Origin of the sequence: Paraglaciecola sp. (genome assembly GCF_039964565.1) — a bacterium.
In the GTDB taxonomy this organism is placed as follows: Bacteria; Pseudomonadota; Gammaproteobacteria; order Enterobacterales; family Alteromonadaceae; genus Paraglaciecola.
On record NZ_JBDVXF010000021.1, the window covers coordinates 126,754 to 146,792 of the forward strand.

The 20,039-nt window shown below is 41.0% G+C and carries 16 protein-coding genes; 5 read left to right on the plus strand and 11 right to left on the minus strand.

From position 1 onward, the window contains the following. Positions 1-28: 28 nt before the first annotated feature. Complete coding sequence (locus tag ABJK37_RS08990) at positions 29-340, plus strand: hypothetical protein (RefSeq protein ID WP_348352235.1); 312 nt, start codon at positions 29-31, stop codon at positions 338-340. A gap of 266 nt (positions 341-606) precedes the next feature. Beyond that, a complete protein-coding gene (locus ABJK37_RS08995; RefSeq protein ID WP_348352237.1) occupies positions 607-2,958 on the plus strand; it encodes a DNA polymerase II in 2,352 nt (783 codons plus the stop codon). Positions 2,959-3,027: 69 nt separating this feature from the next. Here the strand turns inward: ABJK37_RS08995 and ABJK37_RS09000 are convergent, their stop codons facing one another. The 5 genes from ABJK37_RS09000 to ccoG form a co-directional block, all read right to left on the minus strand. Further along, positions 3,028-3,651 carry a thiol:disulfide interchange protein DsbA/DsbL gene (locus ABJK37_RS09000; RefSeq protein ID WP_348352239.1) on the minus strand — a complete coding sequence of 208 codons (624 nt, stop codon included), beginning with the start codon at positions 3,649-3,651 and terminating at the stop codon, positions 3,028-3,030. A gap of 148 nt (positions 3,652-3,799) precedes the next feature. Next, positions 3,800-4,936, minus strand: coding sequence for a porin (locus ABJK37_RS09005; RefSeq protein WP_348352241.1), 1,137 nt, complete (start codon positions 4,934-4,936; stop codon positions 3,800-3,802). Between the two features lie 14 nt (positions 4,937-4,950). After that, on the minus strand, positions 4,951-5,379 hold the full coding sequence (locus tag ABJK37_RS09010) for a phosphate ABC transporter substrate-binding protein (protein WP_348352243.1): 429 nt from the start codon (positions 5,377-5,379) through the stop codon (positions 4,951-4,953). 472 nt (positions 5,380-5,851) lie between these two features. Beyond that, positions 5,852-6,817, minus strand: coding sequence for a serine/threonine protein kinase (locus ABJK37_RS09015; protein ID WP_348352245.1), 966 nt, complete (start codon positions 6,815-6,817; stop codon positions 5,852-5,854). Continuing rightward, positions 6,814-8,253: a cytochrome c oxidase accessory protein CcoG gene (gene ccoG, locus ABJK37_RS09020; protein WP_348352247.1), complete on the minus strand. Its 1,440-nt coding sequence runs from the start codon at positions 8,251-8,253 to the stop codon at positions 6,814-6,816. The genes ABJK37_RS09015 and ccoG overlap by 4 nt, the downstream gene beginning before the upstream one ends. Positions 8,254-8,499: 246 nt before the next feature. Between ccoG and ABJK37_RS09025 the strand changes: the two genes are divergently transcribed. Next, positions 8,500-8,859: a hypothetical protein gene (locus ABJK37_RS09025; protein WP_348352249.1), complete on the plus strand. Its 360-nt coding sequence runs from the start codon at positions 8,500-8,502 to the stop codon at positions 8,857-8,859. Here the strand turns inward: ABJK37_RS09025 and ABJK37_RS09030 are convergent, their stop codons facing one another. The 3 genes from ABJK37_RS09030 to ABJK37_RS09040 all read right to left on the minus strand — a co-directional run bounded on the left by ABJK37_RS09030 (position 8,860) and on the right by ABJK37_RS09040 (position 12,113). Further along, positions 8,860-10,104, minus strand: coding sequence for an ATP-binding protein (locus ABJK37_RS09030; RefSeq protein WP_348352251.1), 1,245 nt, complete (start codon positions 10,102-10,104; stop codon positions 8,860-8,862). A gap of 6 nt (positions 10,105-10,110) precedes the next feature. Beyond that, positions 10,111-10,812, minus strand: a complete 702-nt coding sequence (locus ABJK37_RS09035; RefSeq protein ID WP_348352253.1) for a response regulator — start codon at positions 10,810-10,812, stop codon at positions 10,111-10,113. 374 nt (positions 10,813-11,186) lie between these two features. Next, positions 11,187-12,113, minus strand: a complete 927-nt coding sequence (locus ABJK37_RS09040) for a MipA/OmpV family protein (RefSeq protein ID WP_348352255.1) — start codon at positions 12,111-12,113, stop codon at positions 11,187-11,189. A gap of 162 nt (positions 12,114-12,275) precedes the next feature. On the opposite strand from ABJK37_RS09040, the gene ABJK37_RS09045 reads away from it, so the two are divergent. Both ABJK37_RS09045 and ABJK37_RS09050 read left to right on the plus strand, forming a co-directional pair. Further along, entirely contained in the window at positions 12,276-14,288 is a 2,013-nt protein-coding gene (locus ABJK37_RS09045) for a beta-propeller domain-containing protein (RefSeq protein WP_348352257.1), read from the plus strand. A gap of 196 nt (positions 14,289-14,484) precedes the next feature. Continuing rightward, on the plus strand, positions 14,485-15,042 hold the full coding sequence (locus tag ABJK37_RS09050) for a DUF3016 domain-containing protein (protein ID WP_348352259.1): 558 nt from the start codon (positions 14,485-14,487) through the stop codon (positions 15,040-15,042). A 54-nt stretch (positions 15,043-15,096) separates the two neighbouring features. Here ABJK37_RS09050 and ABJK37_RS09055 read toward each other — a convergent pair whose 3' ends face one another. Genes ABJK37_RS09055 through pepA form a run of 3 tightly spaced genes read right to left on the minus strand, consistent with a single transcriptional unit; the run spans position 15,097 to position 19,941 of the window. Next, positions 15,097-17,949: a valine--tRNA ligase gene (locus tag ABJK37_RS09055; RefSeq protein ID WP_348352261.1), complete on the minus strand. Its 2,853-nt coding sequence runs from the start codon at positions 17,947-17,949 to the stop codon at positions 15,097-15,099. Then, the gene (locus ABJK37_RS09060) at positions 17,942-18,409 is read right to left on the minus strand and encodes a DNA polymerase III subunit chi (protein WP_348352263.1); all 468 of its coding nucleotides are present in this window, start codon (positions 18,407-18,409) and stop codon (positions 17,942-17,944) included. The genes ABJK37_RS09055 and ABJK37_RS09060 overlap by 8 nt, the downstream gene beginning before the upstream one ends. Before the next feature lie 26 nt (positions 18,410-18,435). Further along, entirely contained in the window at positions 18,436-19,941 is a 1,506-nt protein-coding gene (pepA, locus tag ABJK37_RS09065) for a leucyl aminopeptidase (RefSeq protein WP_348352265.1), read from the minus strand. Between the last annotated feature and the right edge of the window lie 98 nt (positions 19,942-20,039).

A 20,039-nucleotide genomic window follows, 5' to 3' on the forward strand; every position in this document is an offset into this window, starting at 1 on the left:
CGGCTCGCTCTCGCTATTGGTTTCTAGAGTGAGATTTATTAGGGCCTCAAAAACTGTCAAAGCCGTTGTTTTTGCAAAAGTGTACCGCAATAAAAGCACCGAAACTCGCTCTAGTAGAACAAAAGTACTGAAGTTGCGTTTTCAGAATCCATATTCTGGCTCAAATGAATACGTCTGTGATATTAATATCCTTACGCCTTTTTATAAGGTAAATGACAACATCGATTTAGCCGTTTCAGAAAATAAAATCCTAATAAAAAGCGGGTTTTATGTCATGCTGGCTCCAGTATCACTAGCATTGATGGGAGGCATCTGCGTTTACGTATTTTATCAACTGTAGCTGAGCAGATATCCATCCGCTTGCGGTGGAGTTTTGAATTTTACAAACAAGAACACAACGCCTCAAGTTAGCTCAATGAATCTATCCAGGCTAGTTAGAACAATTAACAACTCAATTAAATCTTCAAGGGTTGGCACTGAACTAAATCAATAGGGTTGATATGTTTTGGATCACAATCTTATTGTTGACCAATACTATGCCTTAGCTTGATTTCTTGTGGCATTACCCTTACCTTGCGGTCAATTGAATTTTTAGAACCTCGATTTATGAACGTCTCCATAGAGGGATTTATTCTTACTGCTCGCACTATAGAGCGTCATGGCAAGAGCTTTATTGAATTTTGGTTTATTACTGAAAATGGAGCAATGCAGGGCATATCCACTGCGCAACAAGCGTTGTTTTTTATTGAACAGAAAGACCAAGCGCAAATATCTAATCTTCTGAAGAAAAGTGGTATTGAACATAGCTACAAACCTTTACAGCTAAAAACCTTCGCTCATCAAGCTGTGGGAGCCCTGTACTTTGATAAGAACAGTTTATTGTTTAAAGCTAGGGCGTTACTGCAACAACATCAGATTAGTTGTTTTGAGGATGACATACGATTAACAGAGCGTTATTTAATGGAACGTTTTGTATATGGGAGTGCGTTTTTTACTGGCAAACAAGACGCTGCTCAAGTAACCCGCCTTGCAGATATTCAATGTAAACCCAGTCAATATGTTCCTCAATTTAAGTTGTTATCCATAGATCTCGAATGCAGTGCAAAGGGTGAGTTGTTTTCTGTTGGTTTAGCCAATGACAACTTCAAGTGTGTGCTAATGATTGGCGAATCACAGCAGGCACCAGAATGGATCCACTGGGTAGAGGATGAAAGGGCGTTGTTGCAGCAATTTGTGTTACTGGTTTCACAAATCGATCCGGATGTCATTATTGGCTGGAATGTGGTGAATTTTGATTTTCGGCTGTTAATTAAACGCGCGGCTTTGCACCGAGTAAAACTATTATTGGGACGCAATAGTCAGCCGCTGTTATGGAGAGATGCTAGAAATGAGGTGAATCAAGGTTTTGCTTCTATGCCCGGCAGGATCATTGTAGATGGCATTGATGCATTAAAAACCGCCACTTACCAGTTTGATAGTTTTAGTCTCGAAAATGTTGCGCAAACACTACTCAAAAAAGGAAAAAAGACCGAAGACGTTGATGACAGGCTTGCTGAGATTGAGCAAAATTTTAAGCACAATAAAGTTAAGTTAGCTGAATATAATCTGCAAGATTGCCAATTAGTGCTAGATATATTTGAACACACTAAGGTCTTAGATTTTCTAACCCTACGTAGCCAACTTACCGGTCTTGAATTAGATCGAATGGGTGGTTCGGTGGCAGCGTTTGTCAACTTGTACTTACCCAAATTACATCGTGCAGGCTACATTGCACCTAATCGCCCCAAAGATGGTGGTTTGGCTAGCCCTGGTGGTTATGTGATGAGTTCTAAGCCTGGATTATATAAAAACGTTTTAGTGTTAGATTTTAAAAGTTTGTATCCGTCTATAATGCGCACTTTTAAAATTGACCCTTTGGGATTAATTGAAGGCTTAGTTGATCCTGAAGACGCAATTGAGGGCTATCGCGGCGCTAAATTTAGCCGAGACAAACACTTTTTGCCAGACATTATCACGTCGTTGTGGAAACAGCGTGATGAAGCCAAAAGAAACCAAGATGCGGCGCGCAGTCAGGCCATAAAAATTTTAATGAATTCGTTCTACGGTGTCTTAGGCTCAGGTGGTTGCCCATTTTACGATACACGATTAGCCAGCTCTATTACTATGCGCGGCCACGATATAATGCAAACTACCGCGACCTGGATTGAAGCGGCAGGTTATCAAGTGATTTATGGCGATACCGACTCAACTTTTGTGTGGCTGCAAGGTGAATATTCGACTGAACAAGCCAACCAAGTGGGGCAATCCTTGGCGGCAGATATTAACCATAAATGGCAAGACTACATTCAAGAAAACCATCAACTTGAATGCGAACTCGAAATAGAATTCGAAACCCATTTTAGCCAATTTTTAATGCCCACTATTAGAGGTTCTGAACTCGGTAGTAAAAAACGATACGCAGGACTAAAAACAACTAATGATGGCGATGAATTGGTATTTAAGGGATTAGAGACAGTTCGCTCAGATTGGACCGCCCTAGCAAAGGGCTTTCAACTCAAGTTATATCAAATGGTATTTGCGGGCAAAAATGTGCATGAATATTTGCTGCAAATCATCGAAGATACTCGCGCGGGGCTGCTAGATGAACAACTGGTTTATCGCAAACGCATTCGTCGTCGGTTAGATCAGTACGTTAAAAATGTGCCGCCTCATGTGAAAGCGGCGCGATTGGCTGATCAACAAAATATGGCCCTAGGCAAACCCCTTAAGTACCAGCATAAGGGCTGGATCTCCTATGTGCTTACCGTTAACGGACCAGAGCCCGTCGAATACTTAAACAGTCAAATAGATTATGAGCAGTATGTAGAAAAACAGATTAAACCTATAGCTGAAGGGATATTGCCCTTTATAGGTTTGTCGTTTGAAGATATGACTAGCCAACAAATGGGACTTTTTTGAGCCTTAAAAACGAAAAAGCCAGTTGTGACACAACTGGCTTATAAATTTATTATTTCTTCGAATCTCGGCTTATTTTTTATTTGATAAATATACGATTAACTCGATCATCTCTTCTTGATTCATATCACGGGTGAAAGTGGCTTGATATTTACCGTTAACAATAAAGGTTGGTACACTTCTGACGTGTTTGCGGTATTCTTGAATAGCCTTATTGTTCATTTTTAAACGACTATTTACCCCAAAACTAGACATCATTTTGTCAAAGTCTTTTGGTTCCACACCATTCACTATAAATATGTTCTTTAAGTCATTTATACCTGAAACTGGCGAACGTGATACATGAATATACTTAAAAATTGCCGCGTTAAGCTCATCACTTCTTTTTAACTCTCTAGCGACCATCATTGCCTTTGTTGCATCGTCTTGTATAGCGGCGCTGGTAAAGCCCATAAAATTAACGTGCACTTTTTTGAATTTAACGTCGTCGGCCAATTTGGTTTTAATGGTTTTGACTAAAGGTTCAAAGTTAAAGCAGTGGGGACACCAAAACGAAAAGAACTCTAATACTTCTTTCTTTTCAGTGGCTTGGTCAGCTATTACTTTGAAGTGGGTACCTTCGCGCCATTTTTCTTGTGCGCAGGCTTGAAGAGGCAGTAATAACATCACACTAAGTAACAACAATATCTTTTTCATAAACATCCGTAACCGTTTTTTAAGCTAGAAGGAGATTAGCATAGCTATAAGCAAAATCCGATAGAACTTTGTAAGGGAGGACTAAAAAAATAGTTAGCTATATGGAAAAACCGCTCCATATAAGAAGCGGTTCGTTCATTCACTATTCTTAGAAAACGTAGTTAACAGCGAAGCGCAATAATGTTGCGTCGAAAATGGAATCCACATCGTCACTTCGTTTACTGATATCTGCTTTTAGCGCAATGTTTGTATCTAAGTCATAACGAATAGCTGCAGTTATGGTACTAAAGTCCTCTTCTTGCGCTAATTGAGAACCGATAGCAAGGCCAGTAAAAGTCTCCTTAAGCGAGTCAGGTAGTTGAGATGTAGCAATTTGATCAATTTGATCTTGAAATTTAACTTTTGCTTCAGACTCAAATTTTTCATATGTGATAGATGGTGTCCATTTTCCTGTACGAACGCCAGCGGTCAGATAGTAAGCTACGTCGTCTGCTGCAAAAGAATCTTTAACTGAAATTTCAGTGATTTCTCCACCGATAAACCAATCAAAGTTGTCATATTGAATGCTCAAGCCTTTAAAAGTCCCATTGTCGTCTTCAATGTCTAGTGAGTCGGCAAGTGAGTTTAAACCTGCAGCGCGCATAGGATCCAAAAAAGCGTCAACGCTGGGGCTATCTACGTTAAGATTAGTTCGCCCAATAACGGCACGAATTTTAAGCGCATCGTATACTGCTTCTGCTGACACCAATACTGTGTCATCCCCAGAAGTAATAGTCTCGTCGGTATCATCAGAAAAAGAGCCAAAAGATGAACTTAGTACATACTCCCAATCACCGAAGTAGTTAGAGTAATCAAGTTTTAAACCATCGATATTATTAAAGGACACATCATATACAGTTTGAGGAGTAGTAACCCAATGGTAGGAGTAACCCACTTCACTTGATGCAGAGTAACTAAACAAAGGCAATCTAAAGCGACCCGCAGACACATTTAAGTTACTCGTTGCTTGGTAGGTTAAATAAGCCCATTCAAATTTTGCTTTGTAGTCGTCTTCGCCACGGGCAACTAGTTGGCCTGTTGCCGTCATTTTATCATTGATGTCACCACTGATTTGAATGGCAAATAGGCTTTCTTCAGAGAAACTAATTTTGTCGTCATATCCATAAAGAGACTCGTCTGAACTGGTGATTCCACCTAAAAAATTGGTAAACCCGTTAATGCGAACTTCCGCTTGCACTGCATATGTACTGGCGGTCAAAACCGCTAAAGTGAGTAATTTTTTCATAATATGGCTCCTAATTAGTTCAACGAAATGACTTTAACTGCATCAGAGACGGATGCGTTGTCTACATAACCAATCGCATTTTGATTGTCTGCAACAAACGCCAATACTGCTGCATCGTTGTCCAATTCTTTTGGTGGTATACCTTTGCCGGTAAAAACTAGTTTCGACCAGTATGCCGCAATTTGAGTTGAACTACGGCCTAGGGTGTCAGTATCAAATGAGCCGCGGGCGCTTGACGAAGGTTGTTGGTTTATTGGTAATATTGAATTGCCATTAGAGAACTTTTTCTCTTTACCGAGAAATATTCTTTGAACGTCCTTTTGGGTCAGCGCTGAGTCGTTACTGGGATGAACGATCACCACTACTTCAGCTAAAGTGCAAAGTGAAATAGAACAGCTAAGTGCGATGCCTATTAGTGTTTTTAAAGGAGACTTTATGTGCATATCATTTACCTATGTTAAGGTTAGTTAAGTATCAATATTTATAGCCTTTTAATGCTAATAACCAAATCTTACCTATTACGATTTTTTAATAAAATCTTATGAAATTCCTATAAAAACAAGAGCTTATGCAAATTGTGTTGTAGTGCCGCTGATTTGGTGGCGCGTATTATGAGCTAATAAATGTTAGAATACAGCGTTTTTTGGTATGTTAAATCATACATACATATGTAAAATGTATACTTTCATCATCAACCACTATCTTTAAAATACCCCTGAATTACCCAAAAAAGTGAGTGATATTGTGGCCAAAACTAACTCGATATAATTGCTAACTCGTTGAGGTACCTTGTAAAAATAGTAGATAAATAGCTACAAAACAATGTGGCTTTTAAAGTTCACGTGATCAACGAATTAAATGTGGAATAGAGGAACAAAGGAATTTTTATAGTAGATAGTAGTTAGGAAATAGAAACTATAGCGTTAGCGGGGGTTCTTGTAATGCAGAGAGCTGTTCTTTTAGTCCTAATATTTGTTGTTCCCAATATTTTCCATCAGCAAACCAAGGAAAAGCTTGAGGAAACGCTGGATCTTGCCATCGCTTTGCTAGCCAAGCCATGTAGTGGACCAATCGCATGGCGCGTAATGGTTCGATTAATGCTAATTGTGAAGCATCAAAGTCACAAAACTCTTGATAGGCTTCTATTAAGGTATCCATTTGAATAAATTGCTGGTGTCTATCCCCTGATAACATCATCCACAAGTCTTGGATCGCTGGTCCGCTTCTACAATCATCTAGATCTACAAAGGTAGGACCATCTCGCCACAATATATTCCCTGGGTGACAATCGCCATGTAGCCGAATATTACTTTTATTTTTGTAAAGTGGCTGCGCTAAATCAACAACTTGCTGCAAGATCGTGAAAAATGCTTGATGTAAACCAGAGGGAATTAATGGACTATCTTGCAGTTCTTGTAGAGGGGTTGTTAAGTACTCTTCGGTATTTATACTAGGGCGATGTACAAAATTTGCACTTTTGGCTACCGTATGAATGCGCCCTATAAAACGCCCCATCCACTCTAGTTGATCTAAATTGTCCACTTCAAACTGTCTGCCACCTACAGAGGGAAATAATGCAAAGTAGTAGTCGTTATAACGCTGTAGGCTGCGATTTTTGATAACCATCGGTGCAACAACAGGAATTTCATGGGACGCTAGCTCAATCGAAAAATCATGCTCCTCCTGAATCTGCGCTTCGCTCCAGCGTTGCGGACGATAAAACTTGGCGACATATCGTTCGTTGTCTTGTGCAACAAACTGATAAACGCGATTTTCATAACTGTTGAGCGCTAGTAGTCCCGACTCAACAAGAATGCCTTGTGATTCGATAGCGTCTAATATCAGGTCTGGCGTGAGCCCTGAAAAATCAAAAGTACTCACAAATCAGGATACAAAAATTTGCTGATTTCTTGCACCTTAACTGGGTTGTTTTCATCGTCCACCGATTCAACTCTAAAGTTAAACTCGGTAGACTCTTGGGTTAATTTATTTGGATTGATAGCAATACTGAAAGGTAAATTAAACACCTCGCCTCCAGAAACCGTTGCTTCGTTTTCACCAATAAATGTATGACCCTCAAGATTATCAACGTAGACGCGGTAACGTTGAGTGAGTTGTGATTTATTGAGAATTTTTATAGTAAACACATTCTCAATTAGTCCGTTTCCTGTCTCTCGGTACATAGGAACTCTGTCTTTTATAATGTCGATTTCTAATGGTTTTCTAGAGGCTATTTCGAAAATCAATAACCCTGACATTAATATCAATACTATGGCGTAACCGATGAGTTTGGGTCTGAATATTTTTGTGCTACCGCCTGCTAGTTCGGTTTCTGAGGTAAAGCTAATCAGTCCCTTAGGGTAATTCATCTTTTCCATCACGCCATTACATGCATCAACGCAGGCTCCGCAATTTATGCATTCGTATTGTAAACCGTTCCGTATATCGATACCTGTTGGACAAACCTGTACACATAAATGACAGTCGATACAGTCACCTAAACCCTTTTGTTGATTTCCTTCACGGCTCACTTTTCTGGCCCTTGGACCTCTTTTTTCTCCGCGGGTTGCGTTATAAGCAACAGTGTAGGTGTCTTTATCAAACATGGCGGATTGAAACCGGGCATAAGGGCAAATGTGGGTGCACATGATTTCTCGCATCCAACCAGCATTGCCATAAGTGCAAAACGTAAAAAATAACACCCAAAATACTATCCAAAAACTGCTGGAGAAAGTGAAAAACTCTACAAACAAATGATCAATGGGAGTGAAATAACCCACAAAAGTTAATGAGGTTAGTAAAGCGATGGTGACCCAAGCAAAGTGTTTAAGTGACTTTCGCCAAAACTTATCAAAATCCATTTTCCTTTGATCTAGTTTCATGCGTTTATTGCGACTGCCTTCAATGGCTTCTTCAAACCATATAAAAATGAAGGTCCAAGTTGTTTGCGGGCACATAAATCCGCACCAAACACGACCCGCAAAGGTGGTCACAAAAAACAGTGCGAATGCTGCGACTATCAAAATCCATGCGAGTAAGGTCAAATCTTGTGGCCAAAGTGTTAAACCAAATATATTAAAACGCTGCGCGCCAATATCAAACAATACAGCTTGTGAACCATTAAACTGAATCCAAGGTAATACGGCAAAACTTCCCAAAAAAAACAGCCCGAAAAATCGACGAATATTTTCCAACATTCCAGTTACCGCTCGAACATATATTCTGCTTCGAGGCGTATAGTCATTGTCATGTTTAGATTTATCGGGGCGGTGTACTTTCACTGGTGAGATGTTTTTTACAGGAATGCGCTCACTCATTGGGGGTCCTTGGTATATCAAAAAGGCAAATACAACAAAAATACAAAGAGTCCTATAGACTCCTATAACTTTACAAGTATACCAGTTTGTTAATCGCCTTGCTTGATCTCGGTCAGGCTTTTTATTGATTCATTAGCCGTTATTCGTAGTTATAAAAATTCATAACTAACGAGTGTATTTTAATGCCGCGTTCTCGGGTAGCATGACCAGTCTTCTAACAGTTGTATATATTTTGAGTGACAAGCTATGTTGCGTTTTGTCGTAGTGACGTTTGAAATTTTGGCTTTGATAATGATTTTGCGCAGTGCATTTGTGCAATTTTGGCTGTCTGATGTGCAATCAACGACCTCTGAATGGATGCACGGCATATCTATGACTATTGATAACCAACAGTTGGCCAAGTTTAGAAACGAAATTTCTGAAAACGTGGACAACTTAAGTGAACCTCAAGAAAAATATTTACAAAGAATCACCAGCACCAAAACTGAATTGAATAACTTCAATATACATTATTGCCAAGCTCGCGATAAAAACCCTTTCATTTACGGTTCAAATTTACAGTATGTCTGCGGCGAAATTAGTCGCAAAGGGATCCTCGAAGTTTAATCAATACGGTTTGGTATAAAAAGGGTTGGGTAAGCTGACGATAAATTTCGCTCCACCTAAATCGCCATCCGTTACGTAGCAATCGCCTTGATGCCAATCTACAATTCTTTTAACAATGGCTAAACCTAGACCAGCGCCACCTTGCTGCCTATCTCGGCTTTCATCAGGTCGAAAAAAGGGGGAAAAAATCTTTTTACGCATGTTTTGAGAAACACCTATGCCGTCATCTTCGACGCATATCTGAATCCGATCTTTATGTTTGATGACATGGATCTCGAGGTTTTTTGTGGCATAACGAGAGCCATTTAAGACTAAATTTTCAATGGCTCTTTCAATAAAGTGTTCATCGGCCAATACATGAGGGTCATCACCATATACCCGAGTGTTTAATTTAGATAGGTGGCTTTCTTTGAGTCGATGCATCAATTGTTGACACAGTTGCTTGATTGGAATTTCAGCCAGATTCATTTCGGGAATGCGAGCGTCTGTGCTTGCGTAGTCCAACATTTCTTGTACAAGGTTTTCTAATTCAATTACATCTTCTTGCATATCCCGCCAAGGGTCGCTTTGGGCCGAAGGTTTCATTGCAAGGGCAAACTTTAATCGCGCCAGAGGCGTTCGGAATTCATGGGTAACAGCGCCACTAAGTTCTCGTTGCGCTTGCATTAATTGAGTAATTTGATGTCCCATGTTGTTGAGAGATTTTGCAATAGGATAAATCAGAGATGACTTATTAATATGGTTTTGCTCAATGCTGCCGTCGGGCTTAACGTTTGAAACCGTTTTTTCTAGACTTGACAAGTCTCGCCATAATGGCCAAATCCAAAAAGCAATGACACCACCTAATAATAAAAAGAACAAAACACTGTATAGCAAAAACTGACCGGAGTTGGCGGTGCTAATAGGTAAGGTTATTTCTAACAGCTGAGATTGATTGTCGAGAATGTATATCTGCTCGGTAACGTTTGTGTCGCTTAGCGCGATGACTTGACCGTTACGTAATTTTTCTAAATTATTGTCTGACCAAGCAATATCGCCTAGTTCACGTATTTCGAGGTGGCCACCTAAACTCTGAACGAAGGCCGGCATATCGATATTTTGTTGTTTAGCCGCTGCAAAAACAGGCCCTAGTAGTTGCGCGTTGGATGTTTCCGCTTGAGTGAAGAATATACGCTCCAGCCCAGCGCTAAGACCTATTAACGATATTGCTATAAAAAAATACAAACTAATAAAAAGGCGCGCCATAAAGGGTTAATCGTCCCAGGCATCTGCAACAAAAAAGAATCCCTTGCCCCAGATAGTTTTTATCTTATATGGGTGCTGAGTGTTGTCTTGTAACTTTTTTCGAAGTCGCGAAATTCGCACGTCAGCACTACGATCTAGACCGTCATATTCACGACCAATGACGTCTCTATACAAAGTGGTTCTATCAACCAAGGTTGATGGGCTTTCTGCCAATTTCCATAACATATCAAATTCGTGACTAGTGAGTTGCACATCTACACCTTTTAGACATGCAGAGCGCGTCGAGCGGTCAATCGTTAGCTGTCCGTATTGTAGTTTTTGATGTGAGTTTACGGGTAAACTTGGCTCTTTATTGCGCCGCAACAATGCATTGATCCGAGCCAACAACACCCTTGGCTCGACTGGTTTTATAATGTAGTCGTCAGCTCCAATTTCCAATCCAAAGACTTGATCAAAGTCATCGTTTTTTGCGGTCATAAACAACAAAGGACCTGAGTAATAAGGCCTAACTTTGTTACATAAAGCAAATCCATTCTCACCCGGTAACATCACGTCTAATACTAAAATGTCTGGTGGAGAGGTTTGCACCAGCTGCAATAAATTCTCGCCACTGGCTAAACGCCTTACTTCAAAGTTGTGTTCCGTTAGATATTGGCTAATAAGGCTACTAAGCCTGTCGTCATCTTCGACTAATATAACCTGTTTCATCAGAAAAGACTCCATGGTGGGCGGACTCGCCTGCGTTTTTGGGGTTCAAGGTATTTAATCAATAACTTCTTAGAAAGAATCGTTTCTTGGGCCTTGTTTTTCAATTCAATTAAGGCATTTTTCTTAATCAAAACTGACGTTGAATTATAGAAATATGCCCGTTGAGAACAGTTTAATAACTTTCCATCAAGGTAAAGGCAAAGTTTTTCGGAAGGCATGTTTTGAGTTTCAATACTAATTGTTAACTGGCACTCGTCACCCACTCTCTGAGCAACGCATATGTTGGGTTGAATAGTCCATGCAGGCGTTTGAGCAGAGAGATTTCTGCATAAAATAATACCCGCAATTATTACGATTGTTCTCAATTCCATTGCTTACTTAAATCGATACGCTACACCTAGAAATATGTTGCGAATATTATCCTGTTCTATAAGAGGACTATTTGTTAAGGATTCGGGTAACTTCCGATAACCAATGTTTGCCAACCATAACCAATTTTCGTCAATAGGTTTCTGAGCATTGAAAGACAAGTACGATTGCCATCCAGATTTCCCATCAAAATAAAATTCGCTGAGTTTAGTGTCTTTCTCTGAAACACCATAATAATAATCAAGCAAATCGGTGCTTTTCCAGTCGGTACCTAAGCGCAAACCTAATTTAAAATCATGCCATAGCCACTTGCGGCTATATTCTAACCCCAATTGTTGGCCTTGATGCACATTGCTAACGTCCTGTTGAAAAGTGAGTTGCCATTCGCTATTAGACGAAAAGTAGTGACCTCGAATGCCTGCATTGAGGGCCCAACTTCGATTTCCTATGTCGTCTATAGACAAACTGCGTTGATTATTTTGGATTTCCCCCTCTTCGGGCCCTGGAATACCCGGTGATACCGAGGCGTCAGACGAATCCATATCTATTGAGTCAGGTGAGCTAGGAGAAAAACCTTCTGTAGGTGTTAGTAGAATATTTGCTGGGTGTAAGAAACTAAAAAAAGCTCTTTCTCTGTCAACTTGCAGAAAGGTTTCAAACGCGAATTGAGGTTGGTTTAGCCATTGATATCCCAGCTCGCCGTTATCAAAATAGGCATTTTCGCCGTACCAAGCGATGTCAGGTAATATAACTAAAGGAATATCGTCACCGTCCACTAACGGATTGGTTTTAATTCCAATGCCGACGGCTATACCAAGGTGCCAGTTGCTTTCTTCGATGCAGGTTTCATTTTCTGAGCACGCTAATATTGTGCCAGAGACCAGCATAGATAACAGAATTAGCAAACGAAAAAACGACAACAGGGTGTACAAAAACGGAATCCTCACATCAATAATATGCGTAGCCTAGCAGAGTTTTCATGCCGCTTGGTTGGCGGATTACAATTATTCACAAATAGATCCAATTTAACCCATATATAGTTTGTTAGATTCACTACACTAGCTTACATCATTTAGACAAAAAGGTATTTGACTATGTTTGTATCCAAAAAGAGTAGCTTAGGTGATTTGCTGAACTTGGCAATCATTGTAATGGGGGTATTTGTTTTAGCGGGTTGTTCAGACGACAACACAATTGACGAAACGGTAATCGAACGACCCACAGAGGCACCGAAACTTAATACCGCAACTAGTTTTGATGGTCCTTTGGTAAAGGCAGGTCAAGTACCTGTGAGTCGTTTTATTAAAAATGGTATTTACTCTGCTGCGTTTGACTACGCCAACGGTAATAGAGTGAATGCTCCGGAATATTCTGTGACGCAAGATAGTGCCAGCGCTGCCAATGGCGATTTCTCTACTACTAATACCCAAGAATCTGGAGTCGATGAAGCCGACCGAATTGAATACGATGGCAATATGCTCTACTTAGCTGCTTACCCACAATGGTACGATGAAGAAATATACCAATCAAAGGTAAGAGTATTAGAAAGGCAGAGTGATTTTTCATTAAATTCAGTCGCAGAATTACCCCTAGTAGATGAAGGTGCAAATATAGAGGGTATGTATCAACATAGCGAACGATTGGCCGTGTTGAGTACCAACTTCAGATTTTACGCTATGGATACTATCACTTTCGCTCCAGAACCCTGGTTGCCAAGTGAGCAAAAATTAACGCTCGATATTTATGACACCTCTGTACCAAGTAGCCCAAGTACAATAAGCAATATCAAGATTGATGGCACTATGTTGTCAAGTCGCCGTATTGATGATGAATTGTACATAGTTACCAGTTATACCGCTTACGTTGAAGGGCTCGATGCAAATGCTACTACTGAAGAAGAGCTATTAGAAAACTACTTAACGATTTTAGATACGCCAGACGCTGAATTGATGCCTAAAATCTATGTAAATGATGATGAAGGTACGCCACTTAATTTACCAGAAGATTGTGTTATCCCCTCTCAAGCGACTGACAAAGACGGCTATGCAAAACTATTAACTATTAGCAGAATTAATTTAAGTGATCCTAATGACATCCAGTCGAGTTGTATTAGCTCGGTAGCCAACATGTTGTATATGTCTGAAGCAAATTTGTATCTAGGTTCAACTGTGGATAATCAAACTGTATTGCATAAAGTGTCGTTAGACACTAATTTGACCTATCAAGCGACGGGCAAAATTGAAGGTATTATCGGTTGGAATGGCGCACCTAACTTACGTTTAAGTGAGCAAAATGAATTTCTACGTATTGTGACTACGGATTACTCTAAAGAGGAGCCGGAGCATAAATTATCAGTCCTAAATCAGCAAGGCAATGAGTTGTCTGTAGTAGCGACTCTTCCTAACGATGCCTCTCCCGAACCGATTGGTAAACCCGGCGAAGATATATTTGCGGTACGATTTTTGGGGGACCGGGGTTACATAGTGACGTTCGAAAGAATAGATCCGCTCTACGTTATTGATTTGGCGAACCCAAACAATCCGCAGGTATTAGGTGCATTGGAAATACCCGGGTTTTCCAGTTATTTACATCCACTAGATAATGGTTATCTACTAGGAGTAGGCCAGCAGGTTAATGTTACTGATATCCCAGAAAATGGTGAAGTGACTATACAGCCGGTATCTGAAGAAGGAATGAAGATCAGTTTATTTGATGTAACAGACCCTAGTAATCCTCGCGAAGTAAACAGTATCGTTAAGGCCAGTGCTTATACGCCTGTTGAATATGACTATCGCGCCTTGTCTGTGTTAAATACTGGGGGGAGCTACCAATTTGCTTTACCTGTAGAAAGCTGGAATCAAGGTCGCGATGAATTAACGCGTATTTGGGCACCCACTAATAGCCTGTTGTTGCTTGAAGTGGATACAACCGCAACTACGCCAGAGCTAATTCAGAGGAGTGTAGTAAGCCCTAAAATGAGCGACTCCTATTCTAGCGGGTGGGATGACAGAAGCGTTATCCATGGTGACAACGTTTATTACATCCACGGAAATCAAGTTTGGCAGACAACTTGGGCTGAGGACGCTGCTATTTTTGGACCCTACTAAATTAGTTTAACGGGTGTTGTTTTGGTGTTTGCTGACGACTTGACCCAAGTCGTCAAGGCCGGTGTAAGCCGGCCTTTTTTATTGTTTATTCAAGGTGAAACTGATTACCCATTTAGGGAACTTTTTGGCGTTTTATTCAGACTATATTCATGTGTTATGGTGATACTCACAAGTACCTAAACTTAGGGGAGTTATTATGAAAACTTTAAACAGATTGATTGTTTGTGGTTTGGCAATTGGGTTGTCGAGTCACGTTATGGCCCAAGGGAAAGTTGAAATTGAATGGGAGAAACCAGAAAAGTACCGAGACGTCAGACCCAGTAATGAGTCCCGCAAAAGATTTAGGGAAGCGACGTTTAAACGCATCGATGAATATATGAATAAGTTAGCTTCTGAATTGCCAGATAACAGTAAATTGCTAATGACAGTGAATGATCTTGATCTTGCCGGTGAGGTTTTTCCGGCGTCATTTGTAGGTCTAGGGCATAGTACTTCTGACGTTCGTGTCATTAAGAATATTGATATTCCAAGAATGAAGTTCAGTTATCAGTTATTAGATGAATCAGGGCAAGTTATACAACAGTCTGAAGTCAACCTTAAGGACATGTCGTTTCTCGATCGCAGCAACAGTTCATTTCGAAATGAGCCTTTGCGATATGAGAAAAATATGTTGAAACGTTGGTTTGAAGAAGAATTTGAGTCTCAATTAGCTCAAAAAGACGCTAACGAAGACCCTGTTATTTCAAAGCTATAGCGGTGAGTTGCAAAGGATATCTCTTCAATAGTGATATCCTTTGCAGTAGTCTTATTACAAGGATTCAATGCTGCTGCGCTGTTCACGCAACTTACCCATTTGCATAGTAAAGTCAGCCAATTTAGCTTTTTCTTTCTCAATAACCGCATCCGGGGCATTACTCACGAACTTTTCGTTAGAAAGTTTTCCTTGAGTACGAGCAAAGTCTTTTTCTAATTTATCTAAGGCTTTCGAAATCCTCGCTAATTCAGCATCTTTATCAATCAAACCTGCCATAGGGATCATGATTTCCAGTGAGCCTAACAAAGACGTGGCGCAAACTGGTGCTTGTTCGTCTGGGCTAAGTACTGTCACAGATTCTAGTTTAGCGATGGCGTTTAGGAACATGGTATTTTCTTCAAGCCTTCTAATATCTTGAGACGACGCATTGCGCAACAACACTTGTAAAGGTTTACTTGGAGCGATATCCATTTCACCGCGTATGGTACGTACGCTTAACACAAACCCTTTTACCCATTCCAGATCTTCCATGGCTGTAGCATCAACTTTAGATGCATCGTATTCAGGGTAAGCCTGATTCATTATAGTGGCAGAATGACAGTGAGCTAATGGCGATACGTCTTGCCAAATGGTCTCTGTAATAAAGGGCATAATTGGATGCATTAATCTCAGCAAAGACTCTAATACTGTCACTAGTGTGTGTCTTGTGGCTCTTTGCTGGGTTTCACTGCCTTGTGTCATTACGGGTTTAGTTAGCTCTATATACCAACCACAAAATTGGTCCCAAGTGAATTCGTATAAAGTGTGAGCGGCAATATCAAAGCGATAGGTATCCATAGCACTGCGGTAGGCTTTGATAGTGTTTTGGTACTGACCCATTATCCACTTGTCGGCAAGTGAAAAAGTCATATTTGTATCTGCATCAAATCCACAGTCAAAGTCTTGGGTGTTCATTAGTACAAAGTTGCTGGCATTCCATAACTTGTTGCAGAAATTTCGGTAGCCTTCGAGGCGTTTCATATCCCAATTGATATCTCTACCAGTAGACGCCAGTGCCGCTAGGGTAAAACGCAGTGCATCAGTACCATGAGGCTCTATGCCATTTGGAAATTGTTTCGCAGTTTGTTTTTTGATTTTTTCAGCCATTTTGGGCTGCATCATATTTCCAGTGCGTTTTTCAAGTAAATCTTCCAGAGATATACCATCAATCATATCCAAAGGATCGATTACGTTACCTTTAGATTTTGACATTTTATTGCCATCGTCATCACGAATAAGGCCAGTTACATACACTGTTTTGAATGGCACTTGTGGTTTGTTGTTTTCATCTTTAAGAAAGTGCATAGTCATCATTATCATTCTGGCTACCCAGAAGAAAATGATGTCAAAACCCGTCACCAATACATTACTTGGATGGAAGGTTTTTAAGTCTTCAGTATTTTCAGGCCAGCCTAAAGTAGAAAACGTCCAAAGAGCAGACGAGAACCAAGTGTCTAACACATCGTCATCTTGCCTTAGCTTGACATCAGCAGCCAAACCATTTTGGGCGCGAACTTCGGCTTCGTCACGACCTACATATACCTTACCTTGTTCGTCGTACCAAGCTGGTATTCTATGCCCCCACCACAATTGTCTTGAAATACACCAGTCTTGAATGTCGTTCATCCAAGAAAAGTACATGTTTTCATATTGTTTAGGTACAAATTCAATTTCACCGTTAGTCACAGCATCAGCAGCAACTTTGGCCAAAGGTGCTGCTCGCACGTACCATTGGTCAGTTAGCATTGGCTCAATGACCACTCCGCCTCTGTCACCATATGGTACGGTGAGGTCGTGATCTTTAATTTCAGCTAATAACCCTAATTCATCAAGTTTATTGACCACAGCTTTTCGGGCGGCAAAACGCTCTAAATCTTGAAACTCTTTAGGAATGGTTGAATCGAGGAGATCACTGGCTTCACCGTTAGTATCAAATACTTCAGCTTGTTGGCGAATGTTTCCAGAAAAAGTCAAAATATTGATCATCGGTAGTTTGTGACGTTTACCCACTTCATAATCGTTAAAATCATGGGCAGGTGTAATTTTTACGCAACCCGTGCCTTTTTCCATATCTGCATGTTCATCGCCCACAATAGGAATACGTCGATTGACCAGAGGCAATTCCACAAACTTTCCAATCAAGTCTTTGTATCTTGGATCTTCTGGATTAACGGCTACACCTGTATCACCTAATACGGTTTCTGGTCTAGTTGTGGCTACCTCGAGATAATCTTTACCTTCAGAAGTTGTAACGCCGTCAGCCAAGGGGTAACGGAAGTGCCACATATGGCCTTTTTTATCTTTATTTTCTACTTCTAGATCAGATATGGCTGTCAGTAACTTGGGATCCCAGTTTACTAGTCGTTTGCCGCGATAGATTAAATCTTCAGAATGTAGGCGCACAAATACTTCGTTCACTGCATTTGAAAGCCCTTCGTCCATAGTAAAACGTTCACGATCCCAATCAACCGAGGTGCCTAGTCGGCGCATTTGGTTGGTAATAGTGTTACCTGACTCGGCCTTCCATTCCCATATTTTATCGATAAACGCTTCTCGACCTAATTCTTTGCGAGTGGGACCATTTTCGGAAGCTAACTTACGCTCAACCACCATTTGTGTCGCGATTCCGGCATGATCGGTACCTACCTGCCACAAAGTGTTGTTGCCCGACATTCGTTTGTAACGAGTCAAGGTATCCATTATGGTTTGTTGAAACGCATGGCCCATGTGTAAGCTGCCGGTTACATTGGGTGGAGGGATCATTATGCTATAGGGTTCACCTTCTCCAGAGGGTTTAAACTGCCCGCTTTCTTCCCATTTTTGATAAATATCGCGTTCTATATTTTGTGGATTAAATGTCTTATCCATTGTTTTGTATCTCGTTAATGCTTGAGGCGGGTAGGGTATCTAATTGATTTCCTGCCGCTCTATATTGTTTATATCGTTCTCTGGCCTGGGGTTTGAGTTGCTCTTTCGCAGGCACAAAATCAATGATTTGCCTAAATCGTTGATGAAAATCGGGGATGGTATCGGCCAGATTTATGAGTATGGGGCGGTTAAATTGTTTAGGGGATTGCCAACTTATTTCTACAGGAGCACCACCCATTGGACCTTCTCCGGCCAAGTTGTGTGGAACAAATGCGTCATTTGGCAATTGCCATAATAATTCATCAAACTGCTCTGCCTGTTTCTGGTCTTGGCAAAACACCAAACATTTTTGTTTTTGGCGATAACTGCGTGTCGCCAACAAACAAGCCAGCGCAAAGTGCGCTGGCTGTTGGTGTGCGTCGTTTGTTTCATCAAGTAGATAAAACGTTACATTAGACATAGTCGAAGAGGTTCCTAAAGGCGTAATTAATCTTCTGTTTCAATACCAGCTCGATTCATTAAGAACTGAGATAACATAGGCACAGGACGACCAGTCGAACCTTTATCTTTACCGCCAACCCATGCAGTACCGGCAATATCCATATGGGCCCAATTATACTTACGTGTATAACGCGATAGGAAACAGGCTGCGGTGATTGCGCCAGCAGGACGTCCGCCAAGGTTAGTCATGTCTGCAAACGGACTCTCAATTTGATCTTGGTATTCGTCCCAAAGAGGTAAACGCCAAGCCTTGTCACCACTTTGTTCAGATGCGTTAATCAATTCGTGGGCCAGCGGGTTATGGTTACTAAATACGGCACTGGCATGTTTGCCTAAGGCCACCACACAAGCGCCTGTTAAAGTAGCGAGATCCACCACTAATTCTGGATCAAAACGTTCTACATAAGTCAGAGCATCACATAATACTAAACGCCCTTCGGCGTCGGTATTGAGCACTTCAACAGTTTGCCCTGACATGGTAGTTAAAATATCACCTGGGCGGTATGCATTTGCATCTGGCATATTTTCACAACCGGCAAGCACACCTACTATATTGATGGGAAGATTAAGCGCACAGATCGTATGCATAGCACCTAACACGCCTGCTGCACCACCCATGTCATATTTCATTTCATCCATGGCTTCACCAGGTTTGATGGAAATACCACCTGAGTCAAAAGTGAGCCCTTTACCTACTAGCACTATTGGAGCTTGTCCAGACGGTCCACCCTTATGCTCCATGATTGTCATGATGGATTCATTGACTGAGCCCCTGCCTACAGCTAAGTAACAATGCATACCCAATTCTGACATTTGTTGCTCATTGACTGAGCTCACATGTAAATTGTCATAAGTGTCACCCAACTCCTGCGCTTGTTCGAGAAGGTATTTAGGGTTACAAATGTTAGGTGGCATGTTGGCTACATCTTTAGCGGTTTTCACACCTTGCGCAACGGCTAATCCATGCTCAAGTGCGCGTTCGCCAATTGATAGCTCACGACGCGTGGGAACATTAAAAACAATTTTACGTAGTGGGCGGCGTAATTCGCCTTTTTTCGTTTTTAATTGTAAAAAGGTATACAGAGAATCCTGTGTCGCTTCAACGGCTTGGCGCACTTTCCAATAGGTGTCGCGACCTTTAACATGTAATTCTGTTAAGAAACTGACCGCTTCCATAGAACCCGTCTCATTCAGGGTCTTAATGGTTTTAGAAATAATTTGTTTGTATTGACGTTCGTCTAGCTCTCGCTCTTTACCACATCCAACCAGCAATACTCGTTCACTTAAAACGTTAGGAACGTGGTGTAGCAGCAACATTTGGCCTGCTTGGCCCTCTAAATCGCCTCTTCTGAGCAAATTGCTGATGTAGCCGTCACTAATAATGTCGAGCTGTTCGGCAACAGATGTTAGACGTCTAGGTTCAAATACACCAACCACAATACAAGCACTACGCTGTTTTTCTGGACTGCCACTTTTTACGCTAAATTCCACTTTGACCCCTCGTCATTATGATGAGTATTACTACAACCCGCCGCCCTTTTAATGAATAATCGCAAGGTGTTATTGGGTAATACCGCTATATTATTGTA

Coding starts and splice junctions, on each gene's coding strand:
- ABJK37_RS08995 (WP_348352237.1), top strand. CDS start 607: ATGAACGTCTCCATAGAGGGATTTATTCTTACTGCTCGCACTATAGAG.
- ABJK37_RS09000 (WP_348352239.1), bottom strand. CDS start 3,651: ATGAAAAAGATATTGTTGTTACTTAGTGTGATGTTATTACTGCCTCTT.
- ABJK37_RS09005 (WP_348352241.1), bottom strand. CDS start 4,936: ATGAAAAAATTACTCACTTTAGCGGTTTTGACCGCCAGTACATATGCA.
- ABJK37_RS09010 (WP_348352243.1), bottom strand. CDS start 5,379: ATGCACATAAAGTCTCCTTTAAAAACACTAATAGGCATCGCACTTAGC.
- ccoG (WP_348352247.1), bottom strand. CDS start 8,253: ATGAGTGAGCGCATTCCTGTAAAAAACATCTCACCAGTGAAAGTACAC.
- ABJK37_RS09025 (WP_348352249.1), top strand. CDS start 8,500: ATGTTGCGTTTTGTCGTAGTGACGTTTGAAATTTTGGCTTTGATAATG.
- ABJK37_RS09030 (WP_348352251.1), bottom strand. CDS start 10,104: ATGGCGCGCCTTTTTATTAGTTTGTATTTTTTTATAGCAATATCGTTA.
- ABJK37_RS09035 (WP_348352253.1), bottom strand. CDS start 10,812: ATGAAACAGGTTATATTAGTCGAAGATGACGACAGGCTTAGTAGCCTT.
- ABJK37_RS09045 (WP_348352257.1), top strand. CDS start 12,276: ATGTTTGTATCCAAAAAGAGTAGCTTAGGTGATTTGCTGAACTTGGCA.
- ABJK37_RS09050 (WP_348352259.1), top strand. CDS start 14,485: ATGAAAACTTTAAACAGATTGATTGTTTGTGGTTTGGCAATTGGGTTG.
- ABJK37_RS09055 (WP_348352261.1), bottom strand. CDS start 17,949: ATGGATAAGACATTTAATCCACAAAATATAGAACGCGATATTTATCAA.
- ABJK37_RS09060 (WP_348352263.1), bottom strand. CDS start 18,409: ATGTCTAATGTAACGTTTTATCTACTTGATGAAACAAACGACGCACAC.